This is a genomic window from Empedobacter sp. UBA7620 (genome assembly GCF_002484185.1).
Lineage (GTDB): Bacteria > Bacteroidota > Bacteroidia > Flavobacteriales > Weeksellaceae > Empedobacter > Empedobacter falsenii_C.
Genome location: NZ_DLJI01000060.1, coordinates 125202 through 139185 on the forward strand (window position 1 = coordinate 125202; position 13984 = coordinate 139185).

Annotated in this window: 13 protein-coding genes; 4 read left to right on the top strand and 9 right to left on the bottom strand. The window is 29.9% G+C overall.

Annotated elements, in window-relative coordinates; translation table 11 throughout:
* Window positions 1-18: 18 nt before the first annotated feature.
* The gene (locus B2217_RS16000) at window positions 19-573 is read right to left on the bottom strand and encodes a DUF4303 domain-containing protein (protein ID WP_180904647.1); all 555 of its coding nucleotides are present in this window, start codon (window positions 571-573) and stop codon (window positions 19-21) included.
* 165 nt (window positions 574-738) lie between these two features.
* On the opposite strand from B2217_RS16000, the gene B2217_RS16005 reads away from it, so the two are divergent.
* Window positions 739-3123 (top strand): outer membrane beta-barrel family protein, encoded by a 2385-nt coding sequence (locus tag B2217_RS16005; RefSeq protein WP_180904646.1) that lies wholly within the window; start codon window positions 739-741, stop codon window positions 3121-3123.
* 178 nt (window positions 3124-3301) lie between these two features.
* Here the strand turns inward: B2217_RS16005 and B2217_RS16010 are convergent, their stop codons facing one another.
* The 7 genes from B2217_RS16010 to B2217_RS16040 all read right to left on the bottom strand — a co-directional run bounded on the left by B2217_RS16010 (window position 3302) and on the right by B2217_RS16040 (window position 8564).
* Entirely contained in the window at window positions 3302-3694 is a 393-nt protein-coding gene (locus B2217_RS16010) for a hypothetical protein (protein WP_180904645.1), read from the bottom strand.
* Window positions 3695-3708: 14 nt separating this feature from the next.
* Complete coding sequence (locus tag B2217_RS16015) at window positions 3709-4992, bottom strand: MFS transporter (protein WP_180904644.1); 1284 nt, start codon at window positions 4990-4992, stop codon at window positions 3709-3711.
* Window positions 4993-5072: 80 nt separating this feature from the next.
* Window positions 5073-6110 carry a sulfite exporter TauE/SafE family protein gene (locus B2217_RS16020; protein WP_180904643.1) on the bottom strand — a complete coding sequence of 346 codons (1038 nt, stop codon included), beginning with the start codon at window positions 6108-6110 and terminating at the stop codon, window positions 5073-5075.
* A 79-nt stretch (window positions 6111-6189) separates the two neighbouring features.
* On the bottom strand, window positions 6190-6675 hold the full coding sequence (locus B2217_RS16025; RefSeq protein ID WP_180904642.1) for a GNAT family N-acetyltransferase: 486 nt from the start codon (window positions 6673-6675) through the stop codon (window positions 6190-6192).
* 9 nt (window positions 6676-6684) lie between these two features.
* Window positions 6685-7398: an AAA family ATPase gene (locus tag B2217_RS16030; protein WP_180904641.1), complete on the bottom strand. Its 714-nt coding sequence runs from the start codon at window positions 7396-7398 to the stop codon at window positions 6685-6687.
* 92 nt (window positions 7399-7490) lie between these two features.
* Window positions 7491-7925: a carboxymuconolactone decarboxylase family protein gene (locus tag B2217_RS16035; protein ID WP_180904640.1), complete on the bottom strand. Its 435-nt coding sequence runs from the start codon at window positions 7923-7925 to the stop codon at window positions 7491-7493.
* 54 nt (window positions 7926-7979) lie between these two features.
* Window positions 7980-8564, bottom strand: coding sequence for a Crp/Fnr family transcriptional regulator (locus B2217_RS16040; RefSeq protein WP_180904639.1), 585 nt, complete (start codon window positions 8562-8564; stop codon window positions 7980-7982).
* 197 nt (window positions 8565-8761) lie between these two features.
* On the opposite strand from B2217_RS16040, the gene B2217_RS16045 reads away from it, so the two are divergent.
* The 3 genes from B2217_RS16045 (at window position 8762) to B2217_RS16055 (ending at window position 12194) form a co-directional block, all read left to right on the top strand.
* A complete protein-coding gene (locus tag B2217_RS16045; protein ID WP_180904638.1) occupies window positions 8762-9637 on the top strand; it encodes a DUF808 family protein in 876 nt (291 codons plus the stop codon).
* 111 nt (window positions 9638-9748) lie between these two features.
* Entirely contained in the window at window positions 9749-11080 is a 1332-nt protein-coding gene (locus tag B2217_RS16050) for a metal-dependent hydrolase family protein (protein WP_180904637.1), read from the top strand.
* Between the two features lie 187 nt (window positions 11081-11267).
* Window positions 11268-12194, top strand: coding sequence for an alpha/beta fold hydrolase (locus B2217_RS16055; protein WP_286477691.1), 927 nt, complete (start codon window positions 11268-11270; stop codon window positions 12192-12194).
* Between the two features lie 23 nt (window positions 12195-12217).
* Here B2217_RS16055 and B2217_RS16060 read toward each other — a convergent pair whose 3' ends face one another.
* Complete coding sequence (locus tag B2217_RS16060) at window positions 12218-13897, bottom strand: PNGase F N-terminal domain-containing protein (protein WP_291123173.1); 1680 nt, start codon at window positions 13895-13897, stop codon at window positions 12218-12220.
* Window positions 13898-13984: the final 87 nt, after the last annotated feature.

The following is a 13984-nucleotide window of genomic DNA, read 5'->3' on the forward strand; positions in this document are numbered from 1 at the left end:
AACAAAAAAAAGAGCTTTTTATAAAGCTCTTTTTTTGTTTTTACCCCAAGTTGTCATCCATTCAAAATAATCTTCTTTGTATGAATTATCATTCAATTGAGTAATAATTTTTTGTTGTTTTTCTACGTTCAAATCATCATCAATCACAGAAAAGTTTAAGAAAATATCTTTACCGATTAATTTAGAAAAGAAATTTTCATTCTTTAATTCTTCTAAAACTTCGATACATTTTTCATTAATTTTATTCTGAAATTGATAAAACCAATCTTCGTCATCATCGTGTTCATCAACGATTTCTTTGCACATTTGATTGATTTCTTGAAAAGAGTTTTCAGCTCCTAAATAATCATATTTCCATTCAGAAGGCTCGTATTTGTAGTAACAAAAATCGTCTTCATCCGAAACTTTTTCCAAATGTTCTACAGAATTTGCCGAAGGATGAATAGCTATTTTCGAGTCGTTATTGCACAAGGCAAAAGCATAAAGGTCTTGGGAAGGATTTTCGTTATAAATTTTCAAAAAGGCTTGTTTGGTTGATTGCACTAATTTGTTTTTTAATTCATTAAAATCCATTCATTTATATTTTTTTAATCAGTTGTAATTATTTTTTGAAATGTAGTAAAATTCTTTAAATATTAAATCATTGTTAATTTATTTTTTAAAGACAAATTCAATTATTATTCATTTTCTATGTAACTTTTCTGTAATTCACACGTCATTATAGTAAACAAACCTAATATGTCTAAATTATACATACCAATTTTATTATTTGCCTCGACCTCGATTTTTGCGCAACAACAATATAAAGGAAGCTTGCAATATACGAATCAAATGCCTGTTAGTTTGGCTGATGTTATTATTTTAAAAGATGATCAAATTATTGATGAAATTTCAACTGATGATAAAGGAACTTTTACAGTTGATTTAGTAGAAGGAAATTATACGTTTCGAATAGAAGAAGCTGGTGTTTTGCTTCATACTCAAACAATTTTATGTGGACAAAATCAAGATTTAGGCGTTATTATTATTCCAAAAACTGAAAATATTACATTAAATGAAACAGTTGTAAAAAGTCAGAAAAAATTAATTGAAAAGAAAGTTGATCGACTTGTTTTTAATGCAGATTTAGCGGAAGGAGCAAAAGGTGGAGATGCGTTAGATTTGCTAAAATTGGCGCCTCGTGTGAAGGTTGATAATGATGTTGTTTCGATAATTGGTAAAAGTAATTTGCGTGTGATGGTGGACGATCGTTTGTTGGAAATGTCTGGTGATCAATTGATAAATTATTTAAAAACGCTTCGCGCAGATGATATCGAGAAAATAGAAGTAATTACAAATCCGCCCGCAAAATATCAAGCAATAGGAAATAGTGGAATTCTAAATATTGTATTAAAATCTGGTAAAAAAGACTCGTGGAATGGGAGTTTGTCATCGTCATTGCAACATTATAACAAACCATATTGGAACAATAGTGCATCGTTTAATTACCGAAAAAATAAATGGACATTAGTTTCGAATATTTTTGGTGGTTTTGGAGAATATGACGGAATTGGACAATCTGATATTTATTTCACAAAAACCAATGAAGTTTGGACCGAAAGAGAAAAAAATAGTGGAAAAAATAGAAATATTGGCGGAAAATTAGGTTTAGATTATAAAATTTCGGAGAAGTTGACAACTGGTTTTACACTTGATTTATATGCTGGAAATCGAAAAGGAACTGGTGGTACGAAAACAACGATAAATAGTTTGGATAAAAATGAATTGTTGAGTTATATTTTGAATGATCGAAATGGGAGCAAAGGCAACACGAAATACAATACACTGAATTATCATGTGATTTATAAAATGGATACAATCGGGAAAAAATTAACCTTTGATTTTGATTGGGTTAATTTTAATAACAATAATACAAGTGTAGCTTCTAACCGATTTTTTGATTCAAATGATCTTGAAAATACAGCAGAATATCAAGGAAATAAAAGTTTGTCTGATCAAAAAGCAAATAATTATAGTTTGAATATTGATATGGAACACCCCGTTAATACTTGGAAACTAAATTATGGTGGACGTTACAGTTGGACGAAAAATAATAGCGATAATTTATTTTACAACACATCTTCTGGAACGCCTGTTTATGATGAAAAGTTGAGTAATGGTTTTTATTATGACGAAAATATTTTAGCTTTTTATGCGAGTATCGAAAAAGATATTTCAGAAAAATGGTCAGCAAAAATTGGTTTGAGATACGAAAATACTGATGCAAAAGGTTTTTCTCCACAAGAAAATCAACATGATACCTATAAATATGATGGGTTATTCCCAACGGCTTATTTGATGTATAAACCTGCTGAAAATCATTCGTTAAGTATAAATGTTGGGCGACGTATTGATCGACCTTTTATGGGACAATTGAATCCGTTTCGTACCATTTATTCGCCTTATTCTTTTGCAGAAGGAAATCCGAAGTTAAAACCTTCTTATTCGTATAATTATGAGTTGGAATATGCATACAAAGATTTGGCAATTACAACGTTATATTATAGAAATTCTACGGATGAAATCAATCAAATTGTGGTTGTAAATCCAACAGAAAATACACAAAATTGGATTCCATATAATTATGCTGATTCGGAGAGTTTTGGGATTAGTGAAAATCTAAATTTCAAGCTTGTAAAATGGTGGAAAGTCAATGGAGCGATTGATTTGTATTACAAAAAAACGAAAGGAATTATTCCAGAATATAATTATACATTGGATGGATTTAATGGAGAATTTCGTTTGACAAATAATTTAGAACTGAATAAATCTAAAACATTATTATTTAACCATACTACAAATTATTCAACAAAAACAATTGATGCGATGTCAAGAAGTCGTGCTAATTGGAGTACAGCTTTTGGTTTGAGAGCGTTATTTCTGGATAAAAAGTTTGAAGTTTCGTTTAATGTAAATAATGTATTTAAAGATAGAGCTTGGCAAGATCAAAGTTTTAGTAACGATACAAAATTTGTTTATACAGGACAATCCGCTCGTTATTATCGTGTTGGAATTCGATACAATTTCGGAAAATCATTTACGATAGAACAATCAAAAAGTAGTTCGGAAAAAGGAAGGTTATAATTTTTAAAACTAAACCCCAATATTGATTAAAATATTGGGGTTTAGTTTTATTTGAAAATTAATACGTAATTTTCTCTGGTTCAGGGAAAATATCTTGACTTTTTATACTAAAATTCTTATCTGTTTTTAATAGCTTCAAATTATCAACAGATTTTAATATTAATTGTTTCAATTGATTTTATTCTTCTGGAGGCATTTTGTTAGAAACGAAAATAGATTTTTCAGTATCATCCTTTTTTAAATATATTCTATAAATAAATCCATCAATAATAATTTTATTTTGGTAAACTGAATCATAGTTATATAGATTAATATTTGCAATTGCTTTATTAATATTATCTCGATCAGTTTTATTTAAAATTGCATAATAATCCTTGTGATAATATGGATTTTTTAATTCGAAATCTTCATAATATTTTCTAATAAATACAGTGTCACTATTAGTTAATTTGATTGAATTATAAACTTGAAAAAAATTACTATATGTTATATCAAATTCATCAAAAGAATTATTTTTATCAGCACAACTTTGACATAGATAATATAATAATAGTAATGTAATCTTTTTCATAGATATTCATATTATTATTTCTTCTCCATTTTATAGAACAATAAAATAATGAAACTAATCGCAAACGAAACGCCCATTGCAAGAGCCGAAGCTTTCATTCCGCCAGAATATTCAATCAATAATCCATAAATAACTAAACCTAAAAATAAGGCAAATTTTTCGAACACATCATAAAAACTAAAATAGGTTGTTGTGTCTTCTGTTTCTGGTAATAATTTGGCGTATGTAGAACGTGATAAAGCTTGCAAACCTCCCATTACAAGACCAACCATTGCAGCCATTACGTAAAATTGAGTTTTTACATTAGGATCATTTTTATTAATTAAATAACCAATAATACATGTAATAATCCAGATAAAAATCCCGATTAATAAGGTTTTCTTATTTCCTATTTTTCCTGATAGAAAAGAGAATAACCATGCCCCTAAAACAGCTTCAATTTGAATTAATAAAATGGTCATAATCAATTCTGAAGATTCCATTCCTATTTCTGAACTTCCAAACATTGCCGCCATCAAAAAGATAGTTTGCATTGCTAAACTGTAAAAGAAAAATCCAGCCAAAAAAACACGAATATTTTTGTATTGATTCAGATCTTTGAAGGTATGTTTTAAATTTCTAAAACTTGATTTGATAATATCTTTCGGAATTTCACGATCATATTTGTGATTTGGTAATTTGCTTAATGCAATTTGTCCAAATCCTAACCACCAAATTCCTGTTAATAAGAAACTTATTCGAGTAAACATAGCTTGTTGTTCTTCTGGGGCGAATTGTATCATTGCTAAACAAATCGTCAATAAAATGACAGAACCAATATAACCAAACATATAACCTTGAGCGGAAACTTTGTCCATTTTTTCGTCTGAGACAATTTCTGGTAAATAGGCGTTGTAAAAAACTAAACTCCCCCAAAAACCTATGCTTGCGGTGATATTGAGTAATAAAGCTAACCAAACTAAATCGCTCGATGTGAAGAAAAACATTCCGATACATGAGAACGACCCTAAATAACAAAAAAAGCGAAGAAATTTTATTTTATTTCCGATTAAATCTGCAATTGAAGACAAAACAGGAGACAAAACAATCACAAAAAAGAAAGCAATTGCCAATGAAAAATTGAATGCGGACTCTGGTAATAATCCTAAAAATTTGATCGGTTGATCGTTCGCATCATAGGTCATTAAAGTATAATAAACCGGAAAAATAGCAGAGGCAATAACTAAAGAATGAACAGAATTTGCCCAATCGTAAGAAATCCAAGCTCGTATTAGTTTGGGATTATCTTTTGTATTCATAAATTTTTATAGTAATGTTGGCTAAACTTAAGAATAATTTATCAAAAATAATGTTTCGTAAAAATTAATTGTTCAATCTTCTATTCTTTCAGTTCAAATTTGGTTAGTTTATTGCCTTTGTAACAATAAAATTCATAACTATCTTCTCCAATTTTGAATACTTTTTCGAGATGGATTTTATCGTAATTAGGTAAAATTTCATTGTATTTTTTCAATAATTTTTCAGGTAATTCATTCGGTTGAATTGGACGTTCAATCTCAAATTCACCATCTAACGAATATTCCATCACAAAATCACTGTTTCGCCATTTCAAAGTTGTTTCATTTTCGTCACCTTTACTTGTTGTTGTAAGTTGAACTTTATCTTCTTGAATGATTTTTTGAGAACTTGTATAAAAAAGTGTAATTCCAGAAATAACCATTGCCGCATAGCCAACTTTTCTGAAAATAAAATCGCTAAAATAAGGTAAAATATATTTGACCGTATAAGAAGAAATAATTGAGGCAACTGCAATCGTCAATCCAAGTAATAAAGCGTTTTTTGAATATAAACCAAGAACAATATAAATGATTAATTTTATGATATGAAGTATAATTTCGTTGGCAGCTCGTGTTGCAATAATTTCTTCTTTTGTTAATCCATATTTTAAATAAAATCTATTGAATAATAAACCAATTGCACCTGTTATTCCAGAAACGAATCCAGCTAAAAAACCAACAATAGCTAAAATATATTTTGACGAAGGTTTTTCTTCATTATCTTGTTGTTTCTTGTTTAGAAATAATTGTGGAACATTTGAAATCAATAATACAGCTACAATAATTTGCAAATAAATTGGGTTGATAAATTTGATTAAATAAGCACCCATTAAAACTGCTGGAATTGAAAATGGCACAAACCAAAAGAAGATTTTCCAATGTACAGATTTTCTGAAAGCCGCTATTCGAGAGGCAGAACTTGTAAATGTTCCGATTGTTAATGAAAAAGGAACTAACGAAGTTGGAATAATAAGATTGAGGATTGGAATTAAGATTAAACTTGCGCCACCGCCACAAATTGCACTTATCCAAAATGCTAAAATTGCTCCAATAAATAGGAGAAAAATAGTAAAAATCATGATCAGAAATTTTATTCTGATACAAAAATAGGGCGATGATTTTAGAAATAAACGCTTAAAGATTTATCTTAAGTAAAACTTAAGAATAGGTAAATCTTAATTGAAAAAGATGATTTTTTGGATAAACTGTTTGCGAAATCTGTTGAAAATTATTTTTTAATAAAGCTTTAGACGAAGCGATATTTTCTTTTTTTACCCAAGCTTCAATCAGCATATATTTTTTCGATTTCAATTCTTTCGAAATCAGATTGATAATTCGTGTTGCATAACCTTTGTTCCAAAATTGTTCATCAATGGAATAGCCAATTATAGCTTTGTCGTGCACAGGTTGAAACATCACAGTACCAATCAAGGTTTCAGAAGATTTTTCGATAACAGCAAAACGAAATTCATATCCAGAATTCTTTTTTTCTTTATTTCTTTCCAGCATTTTGTACGAATCTTCGATCGTTTTCATTGGTGCGGTTTCGCGATATTTCATGGCTTCTGCATTCGAATAAATTTCGAAAAGTCGCGCAACATCAGTATCCAAAAGTTCTCTGAAATAAATTAATTCGTCTTCCATATTTGGGTTTTAAGAATTTACTTGACGTTCTAATTTTTCAATCAATAATGCTTTTGCGTTTGTAAGAGCATAATCTTTTGCTTCGGCAAATGAAACGTTATATTGTCGTTTAAGCGATTGAATATCTTTTGGTAAATCGTTTAAAAGTTTATCATAATAAACATCTAACATTTCGGAAGTTGGCATTTTGAAATCAATTTTTAACTGAAACCTTCTCAACAATGCGACATCAATAATATGTGGATGATTTGTTGCAGCAATCAATAATGAGTTTTGTGGTAAATAATCAATTAATTGAATTACCGTGTTCACCAAACGACGCATTTCGCCAACATCTTTGTCATCATTTCCACGCGCTTTTCCGATTTGATCAAACTCATCCAAAAATAGAATTGCTTTTTCACGAGCAGCTTTATCAAAAAGCATTCGAATATTTTGTGAAGTTTCACCGATTCTTGACGAAACAATATTACTTAAATTCAGAATCAATATAGGTTTTCCGATTTCATTTGCAATTGCTTTTGCAGTTGTTGTTTTTCCACAACCCGAAAATCCATGTAACAAAATTTTATTATTGACAGGTAAATTATATTTGCTCAATTCCTCTATATATCGATGTTCTTTGATAAGTTGTTTTACTTGCGCAAGATTTTGATCATCTAAAAAAACATCATTCAAAGAAATTTCTTCCTTATCGTCAACAATTAAATCGTAAATATTCATATCAATTTTACTTCAAGACTCAAAATTAAACTATTTTAGTCCGAAAGCCGATTTTTAGACAAAAAAAGCTTCAGATTTCTGAAGCTAAAATTTTAAACCATCATATGAGAACTGATCGCAATTCTATTCCAGGCATTAATCGTGGTAATTGCAATAATGATAATCGCAATATAATTTTCAGAAAAAAGTGCCAAAGCTTTTTGATAGGTTTCTTCTGATAAACCATGTTGACTAATATTTGTAATTTCTTCGGTCATCGCCAATATTACACGTTCTTCTTCTGTAAAAAGTGTCGTTTCTCGCCACGCATTCAACAAAAAAATACGTTGATTTGTTTCGCCTAATTTCATCGCATCTTTGGTGTGCATATTAATACAAAAAGCGCAACCATTGATTTGTGAAGCTCTGATTTTGATAAGCTCTAAATACAATTTATCTAATTCAGAATTTGCTAAAAAATTCTCTAAACCATACATCGCTTCGTAAGCTTTTGGTTCTAATTTTTGAATGTTTAATCGTGATTTCATTTCTTAATTTTTAACAAAGTTCGTCGATTATTTATTCAATAAAATTAAACTGGTTTAAGAAAACTCTTTCTTTCGGATTTCGCTTAAATATTCGGGTGTGAAACCTAAATAAGAAGCCAATAAATATTGCGGAACACGTTGTAAAAACTCAGGAAAATTTTTCTTGAAATGAAGATAAAACTCCTCTTTCGAAAACTCTTTCAAATATTTGGAACGCATTTGATCAGCAGCATTTGCTTTTTGATAAATTTGTTTGAAATATGAATTGAAAATAGGGTGTTTTTGGCATAAAATTTTTTCGTTTGTCTTACTCATTTTTATAATGATAGAATTTTCTACAGCTTGAATATAAAACTCAGAATTTTGCTGATTGATATAAGAAAACAAATCTGTCAACCACCAATTTTCGATAGCAAAATCAATGGTTTGTTCTACACCTTTTTGATTGATGAAAAATAATCGAATACATCCAGAAACAATAAAATAATTATATGTACTAATTGTTCCTGCTCTTTTAATCATTTCTTTTTTCTTCACCGAAAACTCTTCAAAATATTGGACTGAATCATGAAATTCTTCTTCAGAAATTGAAGTGAAAATTTGCATATGTTTTTTTAACTGATCGAAAGAATTTTCCATTTTATAAGCTTAATGTATTCCTCTTTAAAATTAATGATTAGTTTCCGAAAGAACTTAATTTAGTTCAAAATTAATCAGAATTATAGTCAAAATTTGGAGTTCAATTTGCTTGAAATGAATCGTTGAAAGAACATGAAAATAATCTGTAAAGATTTGTCATTATTTTTTACTTTTACGAACCAAAAAATAACAATAATATGGCTTCAGGAATATTTGCAATTTTAGATGATATTGCAGCATTGATGGATGATGTAGCGGTTACAAGTAAAGTGGCAGCGAGTAAAACAGCAGGAATTTTAGGAGATGATTTGGCTGTAAATGCTGAGAAAGCGACGGGATTTTTGTCTTCGCGTGAAATACCTGTTTTATGGGCAATTACAAAAGGTTCTTTTATCAATAAATTAATTATTGTTCCAATTGTTTTGACACTAAATCATTATATGCCAGAAGTGATAAAATATGTTTTGATTTTGGGAGGTTTTTATTTAGCTTTTGAAGGTGTAGAGAAGATAATCGAGTTTATTTTTCACCGTCCAAAAAAAGGTTCAGAAGTTATTCATGAAGATAAAGTAGAAGATAAGAAACAAGTTTCGGAAAAATCAAAAGTGAAATCTGCTATTATAACGGACTTTATCCTTTCGATAGAAATTGTGATTATTGCATTGAGTACAGTTTTGGAACAACCAATGTTGACACAAGTTTTTACAGTTTCGTTTATTGCAATTTTAGCAACTATTGGCGTTTACGGGATTGTAACTTTAATTGTTCGTATGGATGATGCAGGTTTTAAACTGATAAAAGCATCACATGACAAAGGAGCTGTTTCTAAATTAGGACACTTTTTAGTTGATGCATTGCCTTATGTGATTAAAATTTTAGGATTTGTAGGGACTGTTGCGCTTTTATTGGTTTCAGGCGGAATATTTGTTCACAACATCGATTATATTCATCATCATTTACCTACAGCAATTCCAATGATGATTAGCGAAGCTTTGATTGCATTAGTTGCAGGATTATTGGTTGTGGTACTTGTCACAATAGTTAAGAAAATAATAGATTTAGCTAAAGGTTAGGAGATAGAATAGATTTAGAAAAGAATTGTTTTCATTTAATTAAGAAATCATCTTTTTTTATCCTCAAATACACACTTTCAACGTATCTTTAGGGCAATTAAACAATAAATTATGAAAATAAAGTCGATAATAGCACTTTTTTTTCTCGCTACCACTTTTACTTTTGCTCAAACAAAGCAGATTCTGATTGAAAATGTTAGAATTTTAGATCATCAAACTCAAGCATTAACATCACCGATGAATGTTTTGGTTTCTGGTCAAAAAATTGAAAAAATTAGTTCTGCAAAAATTTCTTCACCTAATCAAGATGTTGTAAAAATTAATGGAGGAGGAAAAACGTTGATGCCAGGTTTAATCGATGTTCATGTACACATGGTATTTGGTTCATTGACGATGGCGCAAATGATGTCGCCAGATATGTCAGAAGAAATGTTAATGAATAAAGTTGGCGAAGCTTCCCACAAAATGTTGATGCGAGGTTTTACGAGTGTTCGTGATGCTGGAGGACCAATTTTTCCTTTGAAACTAGCCATTGATAAAGGTAAAGTTGCAGGACCTAGAATTTGGCCTTCAGGAGCAACGATTAGTCAAACGGCTGGTCACGGAGATTTTAGAACTCCTGATGAACGTTCGCGTCGTTTTTTTGGAAAAGCATCTCGTGCAGAGGAATTAGGAGCTACTTTTATTGCTGATGGAAGATATGAAGTTTTGACAGCAACAAGAGAAAATTTACGCTTTGGTGCGAGTCAAATCAAATTGATGGCAGGTGGTGGAACGTCTTCTGCTTATGATCCGATTGATGTTACGCAATATACTTTTGACGAAATGAAAGCGGCTGTTGATGCTGCTGAAGATTGGGGAACGTATGTAATGGTACATGCCTATACGCCGAGAGCTGTGCAACGCGCTGTGGAAGCAGGAGTGAAGTCAATTGAGCATGGTCAAATGTTAGATGAAGAAACTTTGAAAATTCTTGCTAAAAAAGGTGTTTGGTTAAGCCTTCAAAATTTGATGGATAATAATGAAAACATGGACGAGCAGCGAAAAGAAAAACGTAAACCAGTTTTGGATGGTCAAGATAAAGTTTGGCCATTAGCAAAAAAACTTGGTGTGAAGCTCGCATGGGGAACGGATTTCTTGTTTGAACCTGAGTTGAATGATGAGCAAAATAGTTATATTTTACGTCTTCAAAAATGGTTTACAAATGCTGAAATTCTGAAAATGATAACACAAGATAATGGAGAACTGTTGCAATTATCTGGTTTAAGAAGTCCATATCCAGGGAAATTAGGTGTTGTAGAAGAACAAGCTTTAGCAGATTTGATTTTGGTTGATGGAAATCCGTTGAAAGATTTATCATTAATTGCTAATCCTGATAAAAACTTTTTAGTGATTATTAAAGATGGTCAGATTTATAAGAATACAATTAAAACGAAAAAGTAAAATTATCGTACATTATAAAAAAAACGAGGTTAATTTTTATTTACCTCGTTTTTTTTAGTTGTAAAAATTAGAAATTTTAGATCTTATTTATCGGCTTGAAATTTGTTAAAAAAGTCAATGGTTTATTCATAAAAATGTTGATTTTGAATAAGTAAAACTGTAAATTAATAATTAAATCTTAATAAAAATGTCAATACCAAAGAATGTTTATTATAGAGTAATTCTTCCAGAAAATGAGATTAAAGCTACGTTTCTTATTGTCCATGGTATGCAAGAACATAGTGGGCGATATGAAAATTTTGCAAAGTATTTGGCTGACAAAGGAATTCTAGTTTTGTTATATGATCATTTAGGACATGGAAAAACAGCTAAAATAGAAGAAGATTACAGTTTTTTCTGCTTAGATAATCCAAAAGAAAATTTAATAAATACGGCAAAAGAGTTAGCTAATTTGTTAGAGAATGAATACCCTTTATTACCACATTTTATTTTGGGGCATTCAATGGGATCGTTTATAACACGTTGCCTACTTCAAGAATATGGAGACCACTTTGATGGTGCTATAATTATGGGAACAGGAGGTAGAATTCCTGGAATTAAATTATTGAGTAGTTTTTTAAGTCTTCTAAATAAATTGATTCCTCATAAAAGAAGTCAATTACTTAATACTATTTTTTCAAAATCGAATAATAAACATTTTCAAAATGAAGAAAATTTTCATGAGACTAATTGGCTTAGTTTAGATGAGTTAAATCGTTTAAATTTTCTGAAAGATCCTCTTTGCGGAATACCTTTCACTGTTAACGGTTTTTATACTTTGATTAATTTAAATATACAAGCAACAAAAAAGAATTGGGCAAAAGCTATACCGCAATCTTTACCTATTTATTTTGTGAGTGGAGCAGATGATCCAATTGGTGATTTTGGTAAAGGAGTTTTGCAATCGTATAAAGATTTAAAGCAAAATGGATTTCAACATGTAACAATGAAATTATATCCAAACTTGAGACATGAAATATTGAATGAATCTATCAAAGATGAAGTATATCAAGATATTGTAGATTGGTTAATGGTTTTGATAAATCATAAAAAAATAGAGCAAAAAGACGTTTAATAAATCTTTTTGCTCCAAAAAAATTATTCTCCTAAAAGAACACCAGAAACATTCCAATAACTGAAACTATTTCCTTCAGGTTTTCCTTGCGGAATTTTCACTTGTATGCTATGTTTTCCAGCTTTCAAATCTCCTAAATTAATAAAATATGGATTTGTAATTGTTCCTGGACACCAATTAGAACGGCTATAATCGGATGATGACAAACCATTATCAAAATTACCAGAAGCTGGATTGTAAGCGCGATAAGAACCACAATCTTGTCTCCAAGGAACTATATTAAATACTTTTTGTCCATCAAGAAAAATACTATTTTCTTTTGGAACAAATTCATCTCCATTTTCCCAACCGCCATGTCCAGTTGTTGTAAAACGCAATTTAGCATTGTTGTAATCTTCTTTCAACGTGAATTCTACTGTAAAACCATTCGAATTTTCGAACAAAGTAGGATATTCCTGTCCAGCCATTTCCATCACATTTGCAGTATTGAAAATTGGTAAAACTTTTTTGATAGGCAACGTTGTCGTTGAACTTGACGGATGAATAGAAATATTAGCAGTAATTGTATGTCCGCCTTGATCATAATTTCCAATGAAGAAACCAATCAAAACTTCTTGATTAGATAATAAACCTTGAAATTCTGTGATTTCTTGACGATATTTTGCTTCGGTTTCCCAAGTTTGATTTTTTAATTGAATATGATTGAATTTATTAATTCCAAAAGGTGTGAAAAAGCGCATTAATTCTATCGTTGGCGAATAATTTTCTGTCAAAAAATAACCTTGGTATTTTTTATTATTTGCCGATGTATAAACAGGTAATTCGTTGATTCCTTTTTGTAAACCATCCATAAACGTAATTTTAGAATCACGCGGAATCAAAAATACAGAACCTGTTCTATCGTAAGCATCGCCATTCGATTGTTGCGAAACTTTTAAGAAAACTTGACTCCCTTCTTTAATTTGAGGAATTTTAATTTTTCTGACTACAACTGTTCCATTTGCAAAGCGATAAATCGAATCATTTGACGAAAAATCTTTACTAAAATTAACTTGTTGATGAGATAAAAGTGGAATATCAACAAATTTACTTTTCCAAATAATGTCTTTATATGTCAATAAATCAACTCGATTTTGATGCAATTCTTTTTGGATAAATAGACTTGGAATCAAATCTTTTTCGCGTTCTATTTTCGAAGCTCGAATAGTTGAATTATTATTTCGTGTAAGTTCTAACACAAAACCTAAATTCATTCCAACCATTGTTGGAGAGGCATTCAATTCCATATTGTCCACAAACCAAACGTCTATTGTATTCGAATTGATATTTGTCGTCGCTTTTTTACAACGTAAACCTAAAATTCGTTTTGTTTCTTTAGAAATCGTGAAAACAGATTTATTGAACGCGACAGAATCATTTGTAATAATAGAATTAGTCGGGTCAAATTGTGTAATCAAGGAAATAATTGATGGATTTGTTTTGGTATAATAAAACATTTCATCAGGATAATTTGAAGAATTACTAAAACTTTGTTGCTTTCCAATAACGGTTTCTTTTGTATTCGCAATAACTTGTATGGGGTTATTTTCTTCGACTTTCTTTCCATTCGAAAAGCGTTCATACGTAATTTTATAGGTTTCTTGTGCATCAAGAAAAATAGCCTGAATACAAAAAATGATAAGTAGAATTGATTTCAATTTCATGTGTGATAAATAAAAAAGGTTTACAAACGAATTGTAAACCTATAAAAATATCTGATTGTATGAAAAAATATCTTATACAAAAGCATT

Excerpts from the sequence above, each read along its gene's own strand:
- B2217_RS16010 (WP_180904645.1), bottom strand. The coding sequence starts at position 3,694 with ATGAAAAAGATTACATTACTATTATTATATTATCTATGTCAAAGTTGT.
- B2217_RS16015 (WP_180904644.1), bottom strand. The coding sequence starts at position 4,992 with ATGAATACAAAAGATAATCCCAAACTAATACGAGCTTGGATTTCTTAC.
- B2217_RS16050 (WP_180904637.1), top strand. The coding sequence starts at position 9,749 with ATGAAAATAAAGTCGATAATAGCACTTTTTTTTCTCGCTACCACTTTT.
- B2217_RS16025 (WP_180904642.1), bottom strand. The coding sequence starts at position 6,675 with ATGGAAGACGAATTAATTTATTTCAGAGAACTTTTGGATACTGATGTT.
- B2217_RS16005 (WP_180904646.1), top strand. The coding sequence starts at position 739 with ATGTCTAAATTATACATACCAATTTTATTATTTGCCTCGACCTCGATT.
- B2217_RS16040 (WP_180904639.1), bottom strand. The coding sequence starts at position 8,564 with ATGGAAAATTCTTTCGATCAGTTAAAAAAACATATGCAAATTTTCACT.
- B2217_RS16060 (WP_291123173.1), bottom strand. The coding sequence starts at position 13,897 with ATGAAATTGAAATCAATTCTACTTATCATTTTTTGTATTCAGGCTATT.
- B2217_RS16030 (WP_180904641.1), bottom strand. The coding sequence starts at position 7,398 with ATGAATATTTACGATTTAATTGTTGACGATAAGGAAGAAATTTCTTTG.
- B2217_RS16035 (WP_180904640.1), bottom strand. The coding sequence starts at position 7,925 with ATGAAATCACGATTAAACATTCAAAAATTAGAACCAAAAGCTTACGAA.
- B2217_RS16045 (WP_180904638.1), top strand. The coding sequence starts at position 8,762 with ATGGCTTCAGGAATATTTGCAATTTTAGATGATATTGCAGCATTGATG.
- B2217_RS16055 (WP_286477691.1), top strand. The coding sequence starts at position 11,268 with ATGTCAATACCAAAGAATGTTTATTATAGAGTAATTCTTCCAGAAAAT.
- B2217_RS16000 (WP_180904647.1), bottom strand. The coding sequence starts at position 573 with ATGGATTTTAATGAATTAAAAAACAAATTAGTGCAATCAACCAAACAA.
- B2217_RS16020 (WP_180904643.1), bottom strand. The coding sequence starts at position 6,110 with ATGATTTTTACTATTTTTCTCCTATTTATTGGAGCAATTTTAGCATTT.